General features: G+C 72.6%; 21 protein-coding genes, 1 tRNA gene and 1 pseudogene. 9 read left to right on the top strand and 14 right to left on the bottom strand.

Annotation, left to right across the window (positions count from 1 at the left end):
* The first annotated feature begins 140 nt into the window (after positions 1 to 140).
* From ACFZDI_RS06720 to ACFZDI_RS06695, 6 genes are all read left to right on the top strand, one after another.
* Positions 141 to 956 (top strand): hypothetical protein, encoded by an 816-nt coding sequence (locus tag ACFZDI_RS06720; RefSeq protein ID WP_234848986.1) that lies wholly within the window; start codon positions 141 to 143, stop codon positions 954 to 956.
* 331 nt (positions 957 to 1287) lie between these two features.
* Positions 1288 to 2100: an SAM-dependent methyltransferase gene (locus ACFZDI_RS06715; RefSeq protein WP_234848985.1), complete on the top strand. Its 813-nt coding sequence runs from the start codon at positions 1288 to 1290 to the stop codon at positions 2098 to 2100.
* Positions 2101 to 2148: 48 nt separating this feature from the next.
* Positions 2149 to 3552, top strand: a complete 1404-nt coding sequence (locus ACFZDI_RS06710) for a glutamine synthetase family protein (protein WP_391248247.1) — start codon at positions 2149 to 2151, stop codon at positions 3550 to 3552.
* Between the two features lies 1 nt (position 3553).
* Entirely contained in the window at positions 3554 to 4693 is a 1140-nt protein-coding gene (locus ACFZDI_RS06705; protein WP_391248245.1) for an amidohydrolase family protein, read from the top strand.
* A 76-nt stretch (positions 4694 to 4769) separates the two neighbouring features.
* Positions 4770 to 5306 (top strand): NUDIX hydrolase family protein, encoded by a 537-nt coding sequence (locus ACFZDI_RS06700; protein ID WP_234848982.1) that lies wholly within the window; start codon positions 4770 to 4772, stop codon positions 5304 to 5306.
* Between the two features lie 187 nt (positions 5307 to 5493).
* Complete coding sequence (locus ACFZDI_RS06695; protein WP_391248243.1) at positions 5494 to 5667, top strand: hypothetical protein; 174 nt, start codon at positions 5494 to 5496, stop codon at positions 5665 to 5667.
* Positions 5668 to 5756: 89 nt separating this feature from the next.
* Here the strand turns inward: ACFZDI_RS06695 and ACFZDI_RS06690 are convergent.
* From ACFZDI_RS06690 to ACFZDI_RS06630, 13 genes are all read right to left on the bottom strand, one after another.
* Positions 5757 to 5830, bottom strand: a tRNA-Pro gene (locus tag ACFZDI_RS06690).
* Between the two features lie 136 nt (positions 5831 to 5966).
* On the bottom strand, positions 5967 to 6323 hold the full coding sequence (locus tag ACFZDI_RS06685) for an MmcQ/YjbR family DNA-binding protein (protein WP_391248241.1): 357 nt from the start codon (positions 6321 to 6323) through the stop codon (positions 5967 to 5969).
* Between the two features lie 37 nt (positions 6324 to 6360).
* Complete coding sequence (locus ACFZDI_RS06680; protein ID WP_391248239.1) at positions 6361 to 6888, bottom strand: GNAT family N-acetyltransferase; 528 nt, start codon at positions 6886 to 6888, stop codon at positions 6361 to 6363.
* A complete protein-coding gene (locus ACFZDI_RS06675) occupies positions 6885 to 7457 on the bottom strand; it encodes a helix-turn-helix domain-containing protein (RefSeq protein WP_391248237.1) in 573 nt (190 codons plus the stop codon). Before ACFZDI_RS06675 ends, ACFZDI_RS06680 begins: the two co-directional genes overlap by 4 nt.
* A gap of 46 nt (positions 7458 to 7503) precedes the next feature.
* Complete coding sequence (locus ACFZDI_RS06670; RefSeq protein WP_391248235.1) at positions 7504 to 8406, bottom strand: LysR substrate-binding domain-containing protein; 903 nt, start codon at positions 8404 to 8406, stop codon at positions 7504 to 7506.
* A gap of 26 nt (positions 8407 to 8432) precedes the next feature.
* Positions 8433 to 9635 (bottom strand): glycine C-acetyltransferase, encoded by a 1203-nt coding sequence (locus ACFZDI_RS06665; RefSeq protein WP_391248233.1) that lies wholly within the window; start codon positions 9633 to 9635, stop codon positions 8433 to 8435.
* Positions 9636 to 9671: 36 nt separating this feature from the next.
* Positions 9672 to 10700, bottom strand: coding sequence for an L-threonine 3-dehydrogenase (gene tdh, locus ACFZDI_RS06660; protein ID WP_234848975.1), 1029 nt, complete (start codon positions 10698 to 10700; stop codon positions 9672 to 9674).
* A gap of 181 nt (positions 10701 to 10881) precedes the next feature.
* Positions 10882 to 11454 (bottom strand): GAF domain-containing protein, encoded by a 573-nt coding sequence (locus ACFZDI_RS06655; protein ID WP_344367704.1) that lies wholly within the window; start codon positions 11452 to 11454, stop codon positions 10882 to 10884.
* A gap of 61 nt (positions 11455 to 11515) precedes the next feature.
* Positions 11516 to 12145 carry an ATP/GTP-binding protein gene (locus tag ACFZDI_RS06650; RefSeq protein ID WP_234848974.1) on the bottom strand — a complete coding sequence of 210 codons (630 nt, stop codon included), beginning with the start codon at positions 12143 to 12145 and terminating at the stop codon, positions 11516 to 11518.
* Complete coding sequence (locus ACFZDI_RS06645; protein WP_234849008.1) at positions 12123 to 12494, bottom strand: DUF742 domain-containing protein; 372 nt, start codon at positions 12492 to 12494, stop codon at positions 12123 to 12125. The genes ACFZDI_RS06650 and ACFZDI_RS06645 overlap by 23 nt, the downstream gene beginning before the upstream one ends.
* 2 nt (positions 12495 to 12496) lie before the next feature.
* A complete protein-coding gene (locus tag ACFZDI_RS06640; RefSeq protein ID WP_030840841.1) occupies positions 12497 to 12928 on the bottom strand; it encodes a roadblock/LC7 domain-containing protein in 432 nt (143 codons plus the stop codon).
* A gap of 62 nt (positions 12929 to 12990) precedes the next feature.
* Positions 12991 to 15132: an ATP-binding protein gene (locus ACFZDI_RS06635; protein WP_391248230.1), complete on the bottom strand. Its 2142-nt coding sequence runs from the start codon at positions 15130 to 15132 to the stop codon at positions 12991 to 12993.
* Between the two features lie 572 nt (positions 15133 to 15704).
* Positions 15705 to 16970, bottom strand: a complete 1266-nt coding sequence (locus ACFZDI_RS06630; protein ID WP_391248228.1) for an MBL fold metallo-hydrolase — start codon at positions 16968 to 16970, stop codon at positions 15705 to 15707.
* A 153-nt stretch (positions 16971 to 17123) separates the two neighbouring features.
* On the opposite strand from ACFZDI_RS06630, the pseudogene ACFZDI_RS06625 reads away from it, so the two are divergent.
* The 3 genes and pseudogenes from ACFZDI_RS06625 (at position 17124) to ACFZDI_RS06615 (ending at position 20307) form a co-directional block, all read left to right on the top strand.
* Positions 17124 to 18300, top strand: a pseudogene (locus ACFZDI_RS06625) (Glu/Leu/Phe/Val dehydrogenase dimerization domain-containing protein).
* Positions 18301 to 18474: 174 nt separating this feature from the next.
* Entirely contained in the window at positions 18475 to 19116 is a 642-nt protein-coding gene (locus ACFZDI_RS06620) for a TetR family transcriptional regulator C-terminal domain-containing protein (protein WP_391248227.1), read from the top strand.
* Positions 19117 to 19167: 51 nt separating this feature from the next.
* Complete coding sequence (locus ACFZDI_RS06615; protein ID WP_391248225.1) at positions 19168 to 20307, top strand: methyltransferase; 1140 nt, start codon at positions 19168 to 19170, stop codon at positions 20305 to 20307.
* A gap of 42 nt (positions 20308 to 20349) precedes the next feature.
* On the opposite strand, the gene ACFZDI_RS06610 is transcribed toward ACFZDI_RS06615, so the two are convergent.
* Positions 20350 to 21021: a TetR family transcriptional regulator gene (locus ACFZDI_RS06610; RefSeq protein WP_391248223.1), complete on the bottom strand. Its 672-nt coding sequence runs from the start codon at positions 21019 to 21021 to the stop codon at positions 20350 to 20352.
* Positions 21022 to 21023 lie beyond the last annotated feature (2 nt).

The following is a 21023-nucleotide window of genomic DNA, read 5'->3' as shown; positions in this document are numbered from 1 at the left end:
GAGCGGGCCCGGCGCCAGGGCTCTGCCGGGTGGGCCAGGGTGCCCGCCGGTGCTCACCCGATCGGTCCGACGCCGGTGGTGGGCCCCCGGCGGTGGTGGTGCGCTGGGGGCACGCGTCCCGTTCCCAGGAGGCACTCCCGATGACCCGTCGTCCGTCCAGGCTCGTCCGTGTTCTCTCCGCCTCCCTGGCGGCAGGCACGCTGCTCTCCACCGCCGCCTGCTCGGACGACGACGGCACGGACGCCTCGCGGGTCTCCGGCGTCACCGCCTCCCAGGTCGCCGAGAGGGCGCAGACCCCTTCCCCCACCGCCAGCCTCTCCACGGACGGCGCGCGCACCGCGCTGATCACCGAGGCGGACATCGAGGACGACTGGACGCAGGTCAAGGACACGGAGGCCGAGAACTGGCACGACAGCATGCTCGTCGGCACGGTCGACGTGTCCGACTTCGTGTCCGGCAAGGCCCAGGCGTCCGACTGCCAGCGGCTCATCGACTCCCTGTACGACGACGACCTGCTGGGCCGGCCGTCGGGCGCGTCCGCGCTGCGCGGCTTCGAGCAGGGCGACTCCCGACTGCTGTACCAGGTCGCCTCCTACGACCGGACCGATGTGCAGGACTCCCTGAACTGGATGGCGAGCCTGCCGGAGAAGTGCGACGAGTTCACCGTGACCGACGGCAAGGACAAGCGCACCGTCCAGGTCATCGAGACCTCGGTGCCCAAGGTGGGCGACGCCCGGCAGGGCCTGCGCGTGACGGTGCAGGGCCCGGTCGACGGCAACGACGCCACACTGACGCTGAACGTCGCCGCCGTACGGGTCGGCGACGACGCGATCACCGTCACGGCGGGCGGGCTCGACGGGGGCGAGGACGACTCCATGAAGCAGGCGGCGCAACAGGGCACCCAGCGGCTGGAGGACGTCCTGGCCGGGAAGTCGCCCGCCGCGAGCCCCACCTAGTGCCGCGGCAGGCAACGTTCGCCCCGTCGCGACGCCCGGCACGCCCTCTCGCCGTACCGGCCGAAAGCCCAAGTACGTCCAGTACGAGGGCTTCCGGCCGGCACTCCCCCCAAGCTCTTCGAGCAGGGGGGCACCCCCAGAGCACGCACCGGACGCCGCTCCTTCACGGGCGAACGTTGCCTGCCGCGGCACGAGGTCGACACGCCGAAAAGCTCCTTTCCCGCGCCAACCGCCGCTCCCGCTCCGCCGATTCGCGGGACAGCGTGATCACCGGAGCGGCACAATGGCGGCGACGACCGGCGTCGGTCGTCGTGCGAGGAGAGGACGAGTCGTGAGTGATGGCCACACCCCTTCGGGAGGGTCGGCGAGGCTGAACACCGGTGTGGCGCACAACGCGCGCGTGTGGAACTACTGGATCGGCGGCAAGGACAACTACGAGGTCGACCAGCAGGTCGGCGAGCACGTCGCCGGCATGTTCCCGATCATCCGGGACATCGCCAGGGCCGACCGGGACTTCCTCGGCCGGGCCGTGTCGTTCCTCGCCGGTGAGCGGGGAGTGCGGCAGTTCCTCGACATCGGCACGGGGCTGCCGACGGCGGACAACACCCACGAGATCGCCCAGCGGCTCGCACCCGACTCACGGATCGTCTATGTCGACAACGACCCGATCGTGCTGGTGCACGCCCGCACGCTGCTCACCGGCACCCACGAGGGCGTCACCGCCTACGTCGACGCCGATGTGCACGACCCGGACGCCATCGTCGAACGGGCCGGGCAGACCCTCGACTTCACCGAGCCCGTCGCCGTGATGATGCTGGGCATCCTCAACTTCGTCCTGGACGTCGAGAAGGCCCGGGACATCGTGCGCCGGGTGATGGCGGCGGTGCCGTCCGGCAGCTTCCTGGTCCTCACCCACCCGACCTTCGACGACGAGCTCGGCGGCGCGGGCCAGATCCCGGCCATGAAGTTCTGGAACGAGAACGCCACTCCCCCGATCACGGCCCGCAGCGGCTCGGACATCGCCGCGTTCTTCGAGGGGCTGGAGGTGCTCGAACCGGGCATGGTGTCGTGCGGGCAGTGGCGTGCCGAGCCCGGCTCGGCCGTGCTGGTACCGCAGTACGGCGCGGTGGCCGTCAAACCCTGACGGGCGCCGCCCTCGCCGCACCAGTCCGGAGAACCGCGGAGGACGCAGATGACCACCCTGGCCGATCCCGTGCCCGGCGGCCGTCCCGGCGACGTCGAGCGGGCCACCGCGCTGAGCGGCGAGCTCGCCGGGCGGGGTGTGCACGGGGTCGTGCTGGCCTATGTCGACACCGCGGGCATCGGCCGCGTGAAGACCGTCCCTACGGCCCGGCTCTCCTCCGCGGCGGCCTGGGGCGTCGGCATGTCACCGGTGTTCGACACGTTCCTGGCGGACGACTCCGTCGTCGCCACCGACGTCCTGGGCTCCCCCGACGGCGATCTGCGCCTCTACCCGGACCTGGACCGGCTCGTCGTCCTGGCCGGCCAGCCCGGCTGGGCCTGGGCACCGGTCGACCGCATCACCCAGGACGGCGAGCGGCACCCCGGCTGCACCCGCACGTTCCTGCGGCGGGTCGTCGCCGAGGCGGCCGAGCGGCACGGCCTCGCCTTCAAGGCGGCCATCGAGGTCGAGTGGACCGTGGCCCGGGGCGACGCCCCCGGCGACGCGTTCGTGCCGGCGACGACCGGACCGGCGTACGGGGCGATCCGGCAGGTCGAGCTCGGTGACTACACCGCCGATCTGCTGGCGGCGTGCGCGGCGCAGGGCATCGACGTCGAGCAGGTCCACCCCGAGTACGCGGCCGGGCAGTTCGAGATCTCGGTGGGCGCCGCCGATCCGGTGGCGGCGGCCGACCGCAGCGTGCTGGTCCGCCAGACCGTCCGCGCGGTGGCCGGGCGGCACGGTCTGAGGGTCTCCTTCGCCCCGGCCGTGGCGGGCCGGGGCGTCGGGAACGGCGGGCACGTCCACCTGTCCGCCTGGCGCGACGGCGTGAACCTGCACTCGGGGGGCGCGGGCCGGTACGGCATGACGGCCGAGGCGGAGTCGTTCACGGCCGGCATCCTCGCCCACCTGCCCGCGCTCACGGCCGTCACCGCCCCGAGCCCCTCCAGTCACCTGCGGCTCAGGCCCTCTCAGTGGGCCGGGGTGTTCACCGCCTGGGGCCGCGAGACCCGGGAGACCGCGCTGCGGGTCGTCACCGGCACGGCCGGACTGCGCGACCGGGCGGCCAACCTGGAGATCAAGCCCGTCGACCTGGCCGCCAACCCCTACCTCGCGATCGGCTCCCTGATCGTCGCCGGTCTCGACGGCCTGACGTCGTCGGCCGCCCTGCCCGACGAGACCACCGGGAACCCGGCCCACCTGGGCGAGGCGGAGGCGACGGCCCGGGGCGTGCGGCGCCTGCCGGTGTCCCTGGAGGACGCCGTCGAGGAGTTCCGCGCGGACGACACGCTGCGCGCGGGCCTCGGCCCGGTCCTGGCCGACGCGGTGATCGCCGTCCGCCTGGGCGAAGCGGCGTCCGTCGCCGGGCTCGACGACGACCGGGTGGCGGCGGCGTACCGCTGGAAGTACTGACGTGGGCGCGGTCCGCGAGGCGCTCGACTCCGTACGGCTGGTCGACCACCACTGCCACGGCACCGTCACGGCCGACCTCGACCGGGGCGCCTTCGAGTCGCTCCTCACGGAGGGCGAGGCGTGGCCGGGCGTCTCGCCCTTCGACAGCCCCGTGGGCGTGGCCGTGCGGCGCCACTGCGCTCCGCTGCTCGACCTGCCCCGGCACGCTCCCCCCGTGGAGTACCTCGCCCGCCGCTCGGACCTGGGCTGGCGCGAGGTGCAGCGCCGCTTCCTGCGCGCGACGGGCACGGACGTCTTCTGCGTCGACACCGGCTACGCCCCGGACCGCATCACCACGCCCCGGGACATCGCCGAGGCCGCGGGCGGGACGTCGTACGAGGTCGTACGACTGGAGGGCGTCGCGGAGTCGGTGCGGGCCGCGGGGGTCGAACCGGACGCGTACGCGCAGGCCTTCCATGCGGCCGCGCTGGACGCCGTGCGGCGGCCCGGCGTGGTGGCCGTGAAGTCGGTGGCGGCCTACCGCACCGGTTTCGACCTGGACCCGGCCCGCCCCTCGGACGCGCAGGTCACTCAGGCGGCCCGGGCCTGGCTCGGCAGCGGGGACCGTCTCGACGACCCGGTCCTCGTGCGGCACCTGCTGTGGACCGCCGTCGACCTCGGTCTGCCGCTGCAGCTGCACACCGGGTTCGGCGACAAGGACATCCGGCTGCACCGCGCCGACCCCACCCACCTCACGGACTGGCTGCACCTCACCGCCGGGACCGTCCCCGTGCTGCTCCTGCACTGCTGGCCCTACCAGCGGCAGGCCGGCTACCTGGCGGCGGTCTTCGAGCAGGTGTACCTCGACGTCGGCCTCACCCTCCACTACGTCGGCCCCGCCCGGGCCGGGGCGGTCCTCACGGAGGCCCTGGAGATCACCCCTTTCCGCAAACTGCTGTACAGCTCGGACGCCTACGGTGTGCCCGAGTTCCACCACCTCGGGGCGCTCGCCTTCCGGCAGGGACTCGCGGAGCTGCTCCAGGAGCGGGTGGACAGCGACGAGCTGGCCCTGCCGGACGCGCTGCGGATCGCGCGGTGGGCCGGGCGGGACAACGCCCTTCGGGTCTACCGGTTAGGGAACGAACGGCCGGAGGGCGATTGAACAGGGGTGGGGCCGGTCACAGTTCTCCTGAAGCGGCTACCCAGGAAGCCCGAACGGCTGAAAGTATGATCAAGCGATGTCTGACATGACCGAAACCACGCCCGGCTGGCTGTCCTCCGACGAACTGGAGATGACGCGCGCTCGCATGCCGATCCTGTACGTCGAGGCCGTCCCGGTACGCGTCGACGACAGCGGCGAAGTCACCAGTGTCGGCCTGCTGCTGCGCATCGGACCGGACGGTACGGTCAGCCGGACGCTGGTCTCCGGCCGCGTGCTGCACCACGAACGCGTCCGCGACGCGCTTCTGCGCCATCTGGAGAAGGACCTCGGCCCGGTGGCGTTGCCCCGCGTCCCGGCGTCGCTCCAGCCGTTCACGGTCGCGGAGTACTTCCCGACGCAAGGCATCACGCCGTACCACGACCCGCGTCAGCACGCGGTGTCCCTCGCCTACATCGTGCCGGTGACGGGCGACTGCCGGCCCCGCCAGGACGCGCTCGACCTGGTGTGGTTCAGCCCGCAGGAGGCCGTCTCGGCGGCGGTGCAGAGCGAGATGCCCGGCGGACACGGGGTGCTTCTGAAGCAGGCGCTGGCGCATGCGGGCTGCGCAATCTGAGGCCTGAGCTCTGACCGGCCTCCAGCCGGGAGGCGCATGTGAGGGCGGCGGAGCAGCAGGGCCGATACCGGGGACAGCCGCATCTGCCCGAGCTGCACGTGCGCCTTCGCACCGAGCTGAGCCGGATCGACGAGCAGCTGCACGCCCTGCTGGACGCCATGGACGGGATGCAGGGCTGCTGGACGCCGTGGTGGCCATCAGCCGCGAGGTGGAGCTGCCCGCGGTCTACGGCGACCTGTACCTGTCCGAGCGGAGCGACGGGCAGCCCTTCGACGTGCACGACGAGAACGTCGTGATGGCCCTCGCGACCGCCGGCCGGCCCTGCCGAGGAGCCGGCGTGAGCAGGGATGAGCAGGGATGAGCAGGACAACGTCTCTTGTCTCAGTGGCTCAACGCCGAACGGCCGTATCGGAATGCTCCGATACGGCCGCCGACCTGCTGCTTCACACGTCGGGACGACAGGATTTGAACCTGCGACCCCTTGACCCCCAGTCAAGTGCGCTACCAAGCTGCGCCACGTCCCGTTGCCCGTCTGACCTGGGGGTTTCCCCCGGCCGAACGCGCAGGAAAACAATACCGCACTCGCGCCGATGATCGTGCACTCGTTTCTCCGGGCCGGCCCGCTCGTCCGCGGTCGGCCGGGGTTGCGGGGCGCGGGCCTCAGTCCGCCGGGAGGCCCAGCCGGGGGTGCGCCTCCAGGAGCCGGGCCGGGGCCGCCTGACGCCAGGAGTCGGCGAGGATGTCCCGCAGTTCGGCCTCGTCCTCGATGGCGTCTAGCCGGGCCCGCACCCAGGCGAACTGGGACTCGTGGCCGGCGATCCAGAACTTCCCCGGCTCGGCGAGCACCAGTTCGTCGCGCTCCTCCTTGGGGCAGCGCACGGCGAGGGAGGTCTCGTCCTCGGGAAGGGTGGCGAACATCTTTCCCGCGACCCGGAACGTGGGCATGCTCCAGGCGATCTTCTCCGTCGTGTCCGGCAGGGACAGGGCGATCCGTCGTACGTCTTCGGCATCCGGCATCCGGCATGGCAGGCACCGTAGCGGCTCGCACTGACAATCACCTGGTGGGAGCGGTGACCGGCAGACGCTTGTAGTAGATCGTCGTCGGCCGCAACACCCCGCCGGGGTCGGCCGCGTAGTCGGGGATCGAGCCGATCGGGGTCCAGCCGGCGGACCGGTACAGACGCTCGGCGGGGCTGCCGGTCTCGGTGTCCAGATGCAGGAGGGTGACACCGGCCGCCGCGGCCGCTGCCTCGGCCGTGGCCAGGAGCTCACGGCCGACTCCGCGTCCCCGGGCGTCCGTGTGCACCATCAGCTTCACGAGCTCGGCGCGGTGACGGCTGTTGGTCCTGCCGGGGAAGGCCAGGCTCACGGTCCCGAGCACGCGCTCCCCCTCGCACGCGGCCCAGACGGCGAGCCGGCCCGCGGCGACGTCCGCGGCCCGCTCCTCCCACCAGGCCAGAGCCTCCGCCCGGTCGAGCGGGGCGAGGAACCCGACGGAGGCACCGCCGTTCACGGTGCCGGCCAGCAGATCCGCCAGCTGTTCCGCGTGGGCCGGCAGGGCGGCCTCGTCCAGTCGGATCACGGCCGCACCACCGCCAGCAGGTAGCGGACACCCTCGGGTGCGGCGCACCGGAACCGGGTCGGGCCCCACACACGCATCCGCAGGCAGTCTCCGGCGCCCAGGCGGTGTTCGGTGTCCTGCGCCGTCACGTCCAGGGCTCCTTCCAGGATCCAGATGTGCTGTTCCAGCCCGGCCACGGGCGGACGGTCGTAGGAGAGGTCCGCGCCCGGTGAGAGGCGGGCCTCAACCAGTTCGCCGCGCAGAGCGGTGTGCGGGGGCGACACCGACCGCCGTACGAAGCCGTGGGCCCGGTCCTGCCACACGGGCTGCTCGGCGGAGCGGACCACGGCCTCCGGTTCCGCCTCGACCTCGCTGAGCAGCTGGGACATGGTGCGTCCGTAGACGGCGCACAGGCGGTTCAGGAGGGCGGCCGTCGGGCTGGTCTCGGCCCGCTCGGCCCGGGACAGGGTGGACCGGCTCACCCCGCTGCGGTCCGCCAACTCGCCCAGGGACCAGCCGTGTTCGGCCCGCAACGCGGCCAGGCGTGCGCCCAGCCGGGCGTCGACGGCGTCCACCTCGTCGCTTCCCATGTGCGGGACGCTATCCCGGATGTGAGACGTCGGTGTTACGGGAGGCTCACACCCCGGCCGCCGCGGCGAGCGCGTCCAGGACGGGCCGGATGAGGGGGTGCTCCTCGGCTCCTCTGCGGACTGCGGCGAAGACCCGGCGGGTGGGGGGCGTTCCGTCGACGGGGCGGACCACCACCCCGGTGAGGTCCATGCCGCGCAGCGCCGAGCGCGGCACCAGGGCGACGCCCGCGTCGGCCGAGGCGAGGGCGACGACCGCGCGGAAGTCGTCCGAGGAGTGCTCCATGCGCGGCTGGAAACCGGCGTTCTCGCAGGCCAGTATCACCACGTCGTGGCAGGGGTTGCCGGGGTAGGGGCCGATCCACGCGTCCTTGGCCAGTTCGGCCAGGGGCACCTCCGCCGCGTCGGCCAGGCGGTGGGTGACCGGTACGACCGCGTCGAAGGGCTCCGAGTACAGCGGCACGTGGGCCAGCCGCGGGTCGTCGGCGGGCGGGGCCCCGCGGTACTCGACGGCGACCGCGACATCGACCTGCCGGTCCAGCACCATCGGCAGGCTCGCGTCACCCTCGGCGTCCTGGACGCGGATGCGGATGCCGGGCGCCGACCGGGCGAGACCGGCCACGGCGGGCGCGACGACCAGGGCGATGCCGGTGGCGAAGGAGGCGACCGTGACGGTGCCGGCCGAGCCCGAGCTGTACGCGGCCAGCTCGGCCTCGGCCCGCTCCAGCTGGGCGAGGACCGCGTTGGTGTGGTTGAGCAGGATCTCACCGGCCGGGGTGAGCCGAACGCCCTTGGCACTGCGCTCGACGAGCCGGTGGCCGGTCTCCTGCTCCAGGGCGGCGAGCTGCTGGGAGACGGCCGACGGGGTGAGGTACAGCGCGGCGGCAGCCGCCGTCACCGTACGGTGGTCGGCCACCGCCCGGAGGATGTGGAGCCGCCGCGCTTCGATCATGCGATCGATTGTCTCAAACGCGTCCCTCAGGCCTGCTCGGAGTCCAGCTGGGCCCGGGCCGCCACGAACGCGTCGACCGCGCGATGGACGTCGTCCGTGGAGTGCGCGGCCGACAGCTGCACGCGGATGCGGGCCTGGCCCTGCGGCACCACCGGGTACGAGAAGCCGATGACGTAGACGCCGCGCTCCAGCAGCAGCTCCGCCATGCGGCCGGCGATCGCCGCGTCGCCGATCATCACGGGGGCGATGGCGTGGTCGCCGGGGAGGACGTCGAAGCCCTCCGCGGTCATCCGGCCGCGGAAGAGGGCGGTGTTCTCGGCCAGCCGGACGCGCAGGTCGTCCGCGGACTCCAGCAGGTCCAGGACCTTGAGGGAGGCGGCCGCGATCACCGGGGCGAGGGTGTTGGAGAAGAGGTAGGGCCGCGAGCGCTGGCGCAGCAGGGCGACGATCTCGGCGCGGGCGGCGACGTAGCCGCCGGAGGCGCCGCCGAGGGCCTTGCCGAGGGTGCCGGTGATGATGTCGACACGGTCCATGACGCCGTGCAGCTCGGGTGTGCCGCGCCCGCCGGGGCCGACGAAGCCGACCGCGTGGGAGTCGTCGACCATGACCATCGCGTCGTAGCGGTCGGCGAGGTCGCAGATCTCGCGCAACGGGGCCACGTAGCCGTCCATGGAGAAGACGCCGTCGGTGACGATCAGGCGGCGGCGCGCGTCGGACGCCTCCTTCAGGCGGGCCTCCAGCTCGGCGAGGTCGCGGTTGGCGTAGCGCAGGCGGCGGGCCTTGGACAGGCGGATGCCGTCGATGATCGACGCGTGGTTGAGGGCGTCGGAGATGACCGCGTCCTCCGGGCCGAGCAGGGTCTCGAACACGCCGCCGTTGGCGTCGAAGCAGGAGGAGTAGAGGATCGTGTCCTCCTGGCCGAGGAACGCCGAGAGCCTGGCCTCGAGTTCCTTGTGCACTTCCTGGGTGCCGCAGATGAAGCGGACGGAGGCCATGCCGTAGCCCCAGCGGTCCAGGGCCTCGTGGGCGGCGGCGACGACCTCGGGGTGGTCGGCGAGACCGAGGTAGTTGTTGGCGCAGAAGTTGAGGACCTCGCCGGGGCGGCCGCCCGCGGTGACGTTCACCGTCGCGGACTGCGGGGTGCCGATGACGCGCTCGGGCTTGTGCAGTCCGGCGGCGCGGATCTCGTCGAGGGTGGCGCGCAGGTCGTCGCGCACGGAGTCGAACATCGGGAAAGCTCCTAAGGTGCTCGCGGAGTCGGGGGGTTACGCGGTCCAGTCGAGGATGACCTTGCCGCCGCGGCCGCTCGCCGCGTCCTCGAACGCCGCCTCGAAGTCGCGGTGGCCGTAGCGGCCGGTGATGACCGGCGCCAGGTCCAGGCCCGCTTCGAGCAGGACGGACATGGCGTACCAGGTCTCGAACATCTCACGGCCGTAGATGCCCTTGATGGTGATCATCGAGGTCACGACGCGGGCCCAGTCGACGGGGAACTCCTGGGCGGGCAGGCCGAGCATCGCGATCCGGCCGCCGTGCGTCATGTTGGCGATCATGTCGCGCATGGCCTCGGGGCGGCCGGACATCTCCAGGCCGATGTCGAAGCCTTCGCGCAGTCCGAGCGTGCGCTGCCCGTCGGCGATGGTGGAGCCGGAGACATTGAGCGCGAGGCTGACGCCGATCTTGCGGGCGAGTTCCAGCCGCTCCTCGCTGACGTCGGTGATCACGACGTTGCGGGCACCCGCGTGCTTGGCCACGGCGGCGGCCATGAGACCGATGGGGCCCGCGCCGGTGACCAGGACGTCCTCGCCGACGAGCGGGAAGGACAGGGCGGTGTGCACGGCGTTGCCGAAGGGGTCGAAGATGGCGGCCACATCGAGGTCGACGGGCACCCGGTGCACCCAGACGTTGCCGGCGGGCAGAGCCACGTACTCGGCGAACGCGCCGTCCCGGCCGACTCCGAGCCCGACGGTGGCCCGGCACAGGTGGCGGCGGCCGGCCAGGCAGTTGCGGCACTTGCCGCACACCAGATGGCCCTCGCCGCTGACCCGGTCGCCGACGGAAATGTCGGTGACGTCGCGGCCGGTCTCGACGACCTCGCCGACGAACTCGTGCCCGACCACGAGCGGGGTGCTGATCGCCTGCTGGGCCCAGCCGTCCCAGGCCCGGATGTGCAGGTCGGTGCCGCAGATGCCCGTGCGCAGCACCTTGATGAGCACGTCGGTGGGCCCGACGGTGGGCTCGGGGACGTCCGCGAGCCACAGCCCGGGTTCCGCCTTCTGCTTGACCAGCGCCTTCACCGCTACGGCTCCTGTGCGTGAGTCCCGGCTCCGGGCATGCCGAAGGAACCCCTGGACCGGGATGGGAGTGGGATCGCAGTGCAATCTGCCGTACGGCGGCCACGCCGGTCCATCGAGGATTTCTTAAGCGCCGCGTCAGCTTTGCTTCACGCCCTCGGGAAGGCCGTGGGAGGCCCGGGCCTCAGTAGGGCGGCAGGCCGTCCCGGCTCTCCAGCTCCACCACGAGGCGCGCGGCGTGTTCCTTGATCGTCGTCAGACCCGGCTTCCCCCACGGCCGGGGCGCGACGTCCGCGACGCTGACGGTGCCCAGCACCAGGCCGGTGCCGTCGATGAGCGGTGCGCCGAGGTAGGAGCGGATGCCGAACTCGTCGACCACCGGATTGCCCGCGAACCGCGGATAGTCGCCGACGTCCTCCAGGGCGAGGGCCTTGCGGCGTGCCACCACATGGGGGCAGAAACCGTGGTCACGGGGCAGGGCACGGCCCAGGCGCGGGCTGGTGCCGTCGCTGCGCACCACCGGAGCGACCGCGGGCACGTACAGGCCCGCGAAGAACTGCCCCTGCACGTCGGGCAGGTTGACCATGGCGTACGGCGCCCCTGTGAGGTCGGCGAGGCGGTGCGCGAAGGCGTCGAGGATGGGATCGGGGCGTCCCCCCAGGCCCAGTCGGCGCAGTCGGCGGGTGCGGGCGGGGGCCTCCTGGTCCTCGGGTGTGAGCAGCAGACGACCGGCCGGGCGCGGCGGGTCGTAGGTCATGGGCGTGCTCCTGAGCTATGGACTTGCGTCATATAGGGGCTCCGTGGCGGGTGTGAGGGGGTCACATGTGGGCGCCATACCCCGTCGCCGGGGCCGGCGTGTGGGCGATGAGATGGCGCACCAGGGTCAGCAGGGTCTGGACCCCGGAGCTGGAGATCCGTGCGTCACAGCACACGACGGGGACGTCCGCTGACAGGTCCAGGGCACCGCGCACCTCCTCGGGGTCGTAGCGGTAGGCGCCGTCGAACTCGTTGACGGCGACGATGAAGCCGAGGCCGCGCTGCTCGAAGAAGTCGACGGCCGCGAAGCACTCCTGGAGTCGGCGGGTGTCGGCGAGGATGACCGCGCCGAGCGCGCCCTCGCACAACTCGTCCCACATGAACCAGAATCGCTCCTGCCCGGGTGTGCCGAACAGGTACAGCACGTGCCGCGGGTCGAGGGTGATGCGGCCGAAGTCCATGGCCACGGTCGTCTCGACCTTGTTCTCGATGCCGTCGAGGTTGTCTGTCGCGGCACTGACGGTGGTGAGCAGTTCCTCCGTGCTGAGCGGCGCGATCTCGCTGACCGCGCCGACGAAGGTCGTCTTGCCCACCCCGAACCCGCCGGCCACCAGGATCTTGAGCGCGGTGGGGAACGGGTCGGCGCCTGGGCCCGGTTCGTCGGTGTAGTCAGAGCTGTCGTCGTAGTCCATCGAGCACTGCCTCCAGAAGGGCCCGGTCCGTCGGGTTGTGGTGGAACGCGGGGGGCTTGGTCGTCAACGCCCCGCAGTCGACGAGGTCCGCCAGCAGCACCTTGGTGACGGCCACCGGCAGTTTGAGGTGGGCGGCGACCTCGGCGACGGCGACGGGCACCCGGCACCGCTCGATCGCTTCCGCGTGTTCGGGGCCGAGGTAGCCGAGGGGGGCCGCCCCGGTGGCCATCACCTGTGACATGAGGTCGAGCGCGACGGTCGGACGGGTGCGGCCGTCGCTGACCGTGAACGGCCGTACCAGCCGCCCGGCCGCGTCGTCGAGCCAGGGCCCGTCACCGGCCGCCGTCACGCTCAAGGCCTCATCGCCGGGGATTCGACGGACTGCCGGGGAGCGGTCACCAGGTAGGGCCGGACACTCTTGACCAGCATCGCCATCTCGTAGCCCAGCACGGCCGCGTCGGCCTCGCGGCCCGCGAGGACGGCGAGGCAGGTGCCGGAGCCGGCGGTGGTGACGAACAGCAGGGTCGAGGCGAGTTCGACGACGACCTGCCGCACATCGCCGCCGTCGCCGAAGCGGACACCGGCGCTGCGGCCGAGGGAGTACAGGCCGGAGGCCAGCGCCGCCATGTGGTCGGCGCTGTCCGGGTCGAGACCGTGCACGGACTTCACGAGTCCGTCGCAGGACAGGAGCACGGCGGCGGTTGTGTGCGGTACGCGCTGCACGAGGCCGCTCATCAGCCAGTCGAGATCGGAAACATGTGCGGTCGGCGCATCGCTCGCCATGGTGGATCGACTCCTTGGGGTACGAAGGTCTGAGGGAGCACTGGGGGTGGGAAGGGGGGTGGTCATCCGGCGGGTGCGCTCCCGTCCTGCCGGGTGGTGGTCGTGCGGTGGTCGTAACGGGACCCGGGCGTCGGCCTGTTCGAGGGGGACGGCTCCTGCGGGAGCGCCTCGAGGCGGACGGGCCGGAGGTGCGTCGACTCCCGGTGGACCGACCCGCCGGGCGCGGGACCCGTGGGAGCGGTGCCTGTGGCGGCGGAGTCTCTGTGCGTGGAGTACATGGGGGACCACTCCGTGTGGTCGGCCTCCAGGTTCTGCTGTGCCTCCGCGAGGCTGATGCCGCGTTGGAAGGCCGCCATCAAACCGGGGTCGTGCCCCACGAGGTACTCGGAGTCCTGACGGGGCGTCGGGCCGTCGCGCAACTGGGGTGCGATGTGCTCCTGGGCGCGGCGACGGGGCAGGTGGGGCTTGTCCATGGTGCCGCGCACGGAGCCGTTGCGGGGGGTGGGCAGTTCGGTGACGTTCTCGGCGAGGGCGCGCCGGTCGCCGGGACTGAGCCCGGGCCGTGCCTCGGCGGGGGTCGGACGTTCCCGGCGGGCCCCGCGCATGGGCAGGGGCGCGGGCCGGCCGCCCGGCGCGCTCCCGCCCGGGGCCGACTCGGCTTCCGGTGTGTGTCCGCGTGGTGCCCCGGGCGGGGCCGGGGTCGGCGTCCCCGATCCGGATACGGGCAACGATACCGAGGAGAGCCCGGATTCAGCACCGTCGGCCGAGGTTCGCCCTCGGGAGGCGGCAAGGGCACCCGGCCCGGTCCCGGCATCAGCGGCCCCCTGCCCGGCCCGCCCCGGCCGCCCGGCCTGACCACCCGGCCCGCTCTGCCCGGCCTGCGAGGTCCGGTCACTCGGTCCTGCCTGCCGCGTCGGTACAGCAGGGAGCGATGCAGTGGCCGCTCCGCCCTCCGGCCGGCCCTCTCCCCCGGGCGCGCCCGCCCCCGCCTCCCCTCCCAGCAGTGCCTGCGGTACGACGAGCACCGCCTGCACTCCGCCGTAGATATTGGTCTGGAGCCGGACGGTGATGCCGTGCCGCCGGGCGAGCTGGGAGACGACGAACAGGCCGATGCGGCCGTCGGAGAGGAGCCGGGCGACGTTCACCTGGTCGGGATCGGCGAGCAGCGCGTTCATCCGCGCCTGCTCCTCCAGGGGCATGCCGAGTCCGCGGTCCTCGACCTCGACCGCGAGCCCGGAGGTGACGAGGTTGGCGCGCAGCAGGACGTGGGTGTGCGGGGCGGAGAACACCGTGGCGTTCTCGACGAGTTCGGCCAGGAGGTGGATGACGTCGGCGACGGCGTGCCCTCGCAGCTGCCCGTCGATCGGCGGCACGAGTTTGACCCGCGAGTACTGCTCGACCTCGGCGATGGCCGAGCGCAGCACCTCGGTCATGGAGACCGGGTTGCTCCACTGGCGGCGCGAGACGGCCCCGCCGAGCACGGCGAGGTTCTCCGCGTGGCGGCGGATGCGGGTGGCGAGGTGGTCGACGTGGAAGAGCCCCTTCAGCAGGTCGGGGTCCTCCATCTCGTTCTCCAGCTCGTCGAGGAGGGAGATCTCGCGGTGGACCAGGGACTGCAGGCGCCGGGCGAGGTTGACGAACACCTCGAGTTTCTGCTCGCTTCCGGCCTGGCTGGAGAGCTGCGAGGCCTGCACGACGGCGGTGACGGCGCCGTCGTGCGCGCGGGAGAGGTCGGCGGCGAGGAGGTCGAAGTCGTCGGCGTCCGCGGGCGGACCGCCGGTCCGGCTCTGCGGTGTGAGCTGCGGCGGGCCGTCGCCGCGGCGCAGGGTCTCGACGAGGGTGCGCAGATCGGCCTCGCGCCGGGCGGTGCCGCGGCGCAGCACGCCGATGCGGTCGTGCACGGAGCGGGCGGCCCGGTCGGCGGCGACCGCGGCGACGACGATGCCGACGAGGGCCACGAAGACGGCACCGCCGAGCACCGCCCACAGGGTGGGGCCCGGCCGCGCTCCGGTGGACCGGACGGTGAAGAGGACGGCGGCGCATCCGCTGAGGGCCACGGCGACGGGGGGCAGCACCGCGAGCCGCAGCAGCTGGGGCCGTAGGTGGGTCTCGGGCAGCGCGGGTGCGGTGCGGACGGCGGGCCGCCCGTGCCGCCCGCCCTCACGGCGGTCTGCGCGTGCGGCCGGTGCGCGGAGGTGAGACATCGGTGTCCTCGTACGGGTACGTCGGGCCTGGGTGCCGGGGGAGCTGGTGGGAGTGCGAACGGGGTCGCGTGGACGCTTGCGCGCGCCCCGGGCCGCGCCCCCCGATGCACGCCTCGTTCGCGTGCCGTCGGTGCCTCGGGGTCCCGCGGGGCGACCCGGGTGGGAGGCCTGCGTGACGCCGGGGTCGGCCTCGTCCGGGACGTCTGCGCCGACCGCGCCGCCGACGCCGGTGTCGGTGGCGCGCGGGCAGCGGGGGTCCCCGTCGCGTCGACTCCCTCGTCCGCCCTGCGCCTGCACGTGCCGGCCCCCGCTCGCTGATCCATCCTGCTTCCCGACGGCCACTGACAGTAGTCGCCAGCGCATCATGTGCGGTGGGCAGTTGACAAACTCGTACGGTGAGCGTCCCGCTCTGGTATGAGGTCTCGCACGACAGACCGATAACACCCGCCTGGGCGCGAACACGAACCATGAGACATCGATCAGACCTGGTCAGAAGCGGTCACACAGAAGCGGCGAGGGCCGGGGAACTCCTCACCCCGGCCCTCGCCGTTTCTGTGTCGTACGCCCCGGGGTCAGCCCGCCGGGAGCGCTTCGGGATCCTCGGTGTCCTTGCCCGCCCCGCGGCCACCGTCACTCACCGTGTCGGCCTGGGCCAAGGCTGCCGCGCCCGACGCGGTCTTGATCGCGGCGTCGGCGAGGGCCTCCCCGGCCGGGAAGCCGCCCTTCGGGGCGAGCGCCGCCCCACGCCACCACGGCTCGGACGGGACGGTCTCGGCGGTGGGCTCGAAGGGCTCACCGGGGCGGGGCAGGGCGACACCGGCGCCTCGCGCGCGGGCGGCCGCGAGCGTGCCCTCACCGGGATCCGCCCACGGGTGCGTCGCCAGATTGAAGGTGGCCCAGTGGATCGGCAGCATCGGACCGTGCTGCGGTCCGCCCTGGAGGTCGAGGTGGGCGCGCATGCCCTCCTCCGGGGTCATGTGGATGTCGGGCCAGAAGTCGGAGTACGCGCCGATCTGGATCATCGTGGCGTCGAACGGCCCGTGCTCGGCGCCGATCTCCTTGAAACCGTCGAAGTAACCGGTGTCGCCGCTGTGGTAGATCCGGTGCTCCTCACCGGTGACGACCCAGGAGGCCCACAGGGTGTGCTGGGTGTTGCGCAGTCCGCGGCCGCAGAAGTGCCGGGCCGGGGTGGCGGTCAGGGTGAGGCCGCCGATCCCGGTGGACTCGTGCCAGTCCAGCTCGCGCAGCCGGCCGGCGGAGACGCCCCAGTGCTCCAGGTGCGCGCCGACGCCGAGGGGCACGGCGAACAGGGTGTCCGTGCCCGCGAGGGCCTTGATGGTGGGCATGTCCAGGTGGTCGTAGTGGTCGTGCGAGATCACCACGACGTCGACCGGCCCGAGGGCGGCCAGCGGCAGGGGGACCGGGTGCAGCCGCTTGGGACCCGCGAAGGAGAAGGGGGAGCAGCGCTCGCCCCACACCGGGTCGAACAGGACGCGCCGGCCGTCGATCTCCGCGAGGACGCTGGAGTGCCCCATCCAGGTCAGCCTGAGGCCGGTGACCGGGGGCCGGGCGATGTCGGCGAGGGTGGTGGAATGCACCGGAACGGTGCCCTCCGGGGCGCGGCGGGGCCGGGTGTCCTTGTCGAAGAAGACCTTGGCGAAATCCAGGGTCGAGCCCGAGGGCCGGGTCCGCGCGGGGCCGCCGGGGTTCTGGAAGACCCCGTCCTTGAAGTGGGGTGATCTGCGGATGCGCGCCATGCGCTCACCGCTCGGATCCGCGCCGAACGCCCCGGGCCGGAGCGCGCGGAGCCCGGAGCTCAGGGTACGGAAACCGGCCACGGTACCTCCAGGTGGAGTCGGTCAGGCTTTCCATTATGGTCGGCCCCTCCGACATCACGGGATCACAGGGGTCACACCGGAGGCCGACCCAAGGCGATACTGACCGGTGATACTGACCGGCGATTCAGTTACCCGTGTGGCGAAGGAGCCCCTATGGCCGCCCCCCTGCTGTCCCTGACCTGGACCGATCACCTCACGGGACGACAGGGCTTCCTGGTCGTGGACCGGCTGGTGCGCGGGGTGGCCAGCGGCGGTCTGCGCATGCGGGCCGGCTGCACCCTGGACGAGGTCACCGGCCTGGCCCGCGGCATGACCGTCAAGGAGGCCCTGCACTACGACCCGGCGAGCCGTTACGTCCCCCTCGGCGGCGCCAAGGGCGGCATCGACTGCGACCCGGGACCCCGAGGCGTACCCGCTGCTGGTGCGCTACCTGCGCGCGATGCGCCCCTACATAGAGAGCTGCTGGACGACGGGCGAGGACCTGGGGCTCACTCAGGACCTGGTCGACCGGGCCGCGGCCGAGGCGGGACTGGTCTCCTCGATCCAGGCCGTGTATCCCCTGCTGGACGACGAGGCCGAGGCCCGGGCCCGGCTGCGGGACGCGTTCGCGGTCGAGGTCGACGGCATCGGTCTGGACGAGCTGGTCGGCGGCTGCGGTGTGGCCGAGGCGGCCCTGGCCGCCCTGGACCTGGCCGGTGTGCCGCGCACCGGGACGCGGGTCGCCCTCCAGGGGCTCGGCACGATGGGCGGGGCCACCGCGCGCTTCCTCGCCCGCGCGGGGCTCACGGTCGTGGCAGTCGCCGACCTCAAGGGCACCGTCGCCAACCCGGCGGGCCTGGACGTCGAGACGCTGCTCGCGGCCAGGGACGCCCACGGTACGGTCGACCGCTCCGCGCTGCGCCCCGGCGACCGCGAACTTCCCGGCGAGGCCTGGCTGTCGGCCGGCGCGGACGTGCTGGTACCGGCCGCCGTGTCGTACGCGATCGACGCCGGCAACCAGGAACGGATCACCGCCCGTTGGGTCGTGGAGGCCGCCAACATGCCCGTACGTCCGGAGGCGGAGCCGCTTCTGGCCGCGCGCGGAGTGACCGTGCTGCCGGACGTCGTGGTCAACTCGGGTACCAACGCCTGGTGGTGGTGGACGCTGTTCGGGGACGTGGGCGCCGACGCCGAGGAGGCGTTCGCGCACACCCGCCGCTCGATGCGGGCCCTGGTCGAGCGCATGCTGGACCGCGCGCGGGCCGACGGGACGACACCGCGGGCAGCCGCCCACGCGATCGCGGCGGACCGGCTGCCGCTGATCGCGGAACGCTTCGGCTGGTTCCGGTGAGGCTGCCACTGATCTCGGCGCCGTTCGGCTGCTTCCGGCGAGGCGCCCGCTGATCGCGCGCTTCGGCTCCTCCCGGTGAGACCCTCCGCGCTCTCTCGGACTGCCGTCGTCGGCCCTGCCGGACCGGCCGGAACACCCGTCGAGGGGCCGCACGCGCGTGGGTAGGGTGACGGCGTGACGAGAGTCCGGTTGAGTGTCGCCGAGCGGCGCGGGGATCTGCTGCGGGCCGCCATCGAGCAGATCGAGGCGAGGGGTGTGGCGGCGGTCAGGATCGCCGACGTGGCCTCGGCGCTCGGCGTGAGCAACGCGCTGGTCCTCTACCACTTCTCGACGAAGGAGCAGTTGGTCGCCGCCGCGTTCCGGCACGCGGCGGAGGGCGATCTGGCCCATCTTCGCAGGCTGCTGGGCCGCCGTACGCCCGCGTTGCGCCGGCTGCGGTCGGCTGTGCGGTGGTACGCCCCGACGGGGCAGGCCAAGGGCTGGCGCCTGTGGATCGAGGGCTGGGCGGCGGCGCTGCGCGACCCCGTGCTGCGGGAGGTCGCCCAGGACCTGGACAGACAGTGGAAGGCGGCCATCGCCGAGGTCATCGTAGAGGGCGTGGCCGCCGGCGAGTTCCACTGCCCGGACCCGCACGGGGCGGCCCTCCGCCTCACCGCCCTTCTCGACGGCCTGGCCGTCCAGCTGACGTCCTACGAGGGCGCGGTGGCGCGAGCGCGGGCACAGGAGTGGGTGGCGGAGGCCCTCTCTCGTGAACTGAGCCTGGGAGCCCGCCGGGAGCCCCCCGAGGACGCCCGCTGCCGCGAAGTGGGCCGCTGACCGTCACGGACCGGTTCGAAGACCGGCGGCGGCGCGGGAGATGATGAGCGGGTGAGCAAGGAGCAAATCATTCGCTGGCCTGAGAGTTCGGGAGAGGAGCGCTGCGCCCTGTGGCGGTCGGAGAGCGGCGCGCCACCGCCGAAACAGGTGCTGGTGGCCGATGACCGGATGAACGCCGATACCGCGTTCCGTCTCGCGTGCGAGGGGACCTCGCTGTTATGGAGCGGCGACTTCCAGAACGCCCGCCAGTTACTGCGGGCGATGGCACGCCGCGTCGACCGTAAACCGCCGAAGCGGGGGACGTCACCGGCGCAGAGCTTCCATCTGTACCGTCAAGCGCAGTCGAGGCGGGCGCGGATTCTGGGCATGCTGCTCGTGCCGGTCGAGACGGGGCATGTCATCCCCCTGCGCCGGGCCCCGGACGTGCGGCTGGCCTGCGAGCAGGCGTACGGCCGGTGCAACGAACCCTATGTTGTGTCATTGCGCGAGCTCCAGGGGGTCCTCGGGGCCGGCGAATGGCGCAAGAAGGGGGTCCACGTGCCGGCGCTCGGCGCGTCGATCACACCGCACTACGGTGTGTTCTCCCCGGTGCGGGGCGAGTACGTCGACCTGGTGGCCGATGCGCCGCTGCCGTCACAGGGCACGGTGTTCGACATCGGCACCGGCACGGGGGTTCTGGCCGCCGTCCTGGCGCGGCGCGGCGTCCGCCGGGTGGTGGCCACGGACCTCGACGCTCGTGCGCTCTCCTGCGCGCGGGAGAACATCGACCGACTGGGCCTGTCATCCACCGTGGACATCCAGCAGGCCGACCTGTTCCCGGACGGCCGGGCCTCGTTGATCGTCTGCAACCCGCCTTGGCTTCCCGGCAGGGCCCGGACGCCGCTCGAACACGCGGTGTACGACACGGAAAGCCGGATGCTGCGCGGCTTCCTCGACGGACTGTCCGCCCATCTGGAACCGGGCGGTGAGGGGTGGCTCGTCATCTCGGACCTCGCCGAGCACCTGGGGCTGCGCTCCCGCACGGAGCTGACCGAACTCTTCGCCCGGGCGGGTCTGACGGTGGCGGGGCGCCTCGACGCCCGGCCGCTGCATCCCCGGGCCCATGACCCCGCCGATCCGCTGCACTCCGCCCGGAAGGCGGAAGTGACCTCCCTGTGGCGGTTGGCGCCGAGTGCGGGCGCCGCCGGCTGACCGTCCCGGCAGCGCGCGGACACCGGGAGTCTGACAGGACCGTCAGGCTCCCGTGCGCCGCCAGTCACCGAACAACTCCGGTCGCAGCGAGTCGAGAGCGGACTCGAAGGCCACGGACAGTGCCTCCAGATCCGTATCGGCGCGCAGGTACCACTCCCGGCTGACGACGCGTCCGACCGCCTTGAACACCGCCACGATGAACTGCGGACGGAAGTCGTCGCTCGGATCGACTCCTTCACGGGCGGCGATGATCCGGGCGAGCCTGCCCTCCATCTCCTCGCTGCGGCGCAGGTATTCCGCGAGGAGTCCGGGCGTGCGCTCCACCAACCGCATCATCGCCATGTGCGACGCGCCGTCCACACTTTCCAGTTCCCCGTCGCGTACGCGCTCCAGGACGGCCCGGAAGGCACCGCTCATCGCCTGCAGCGGGTTCTCGTCCTCCGGCCGGATCTCCAGCGCGGCGAGAAACGCCTCGTCGATGGCGCTGATGGGGGTGAGGGCGACCTCTTCCTTACTGGCGAAGTGGCGGAAGAACGTACGCGGATGCACTTCGACCGCCTCGGCGATCTGCTCCACGGTCGTGCGCTCGTACCCCTGCGCCAGGAAAAGCTCCAGAGCCTCATGAATCAGCTGATGGCGCGTACGGCGGAACCTCCGCTGCCGCAGGCCGGGGCTGCTCGGGGGGCTGGAGGTCTCGGTTTCGGCGGAATCCACCC

This window comes from Streptomyces sp. NPDC007907, from assembly GCF_042959365.1.
GTDB lineage: Bacteria > Actinomycetota > Actinomycetes > Streptomycetales > Streptomycetaceae > Streptomyces > Streptomyces indiaensis.
Note: the sequence above shows the minus strand (reverse complement) of the source record. Positions and strands in the feature narration are given on the sequence as shown.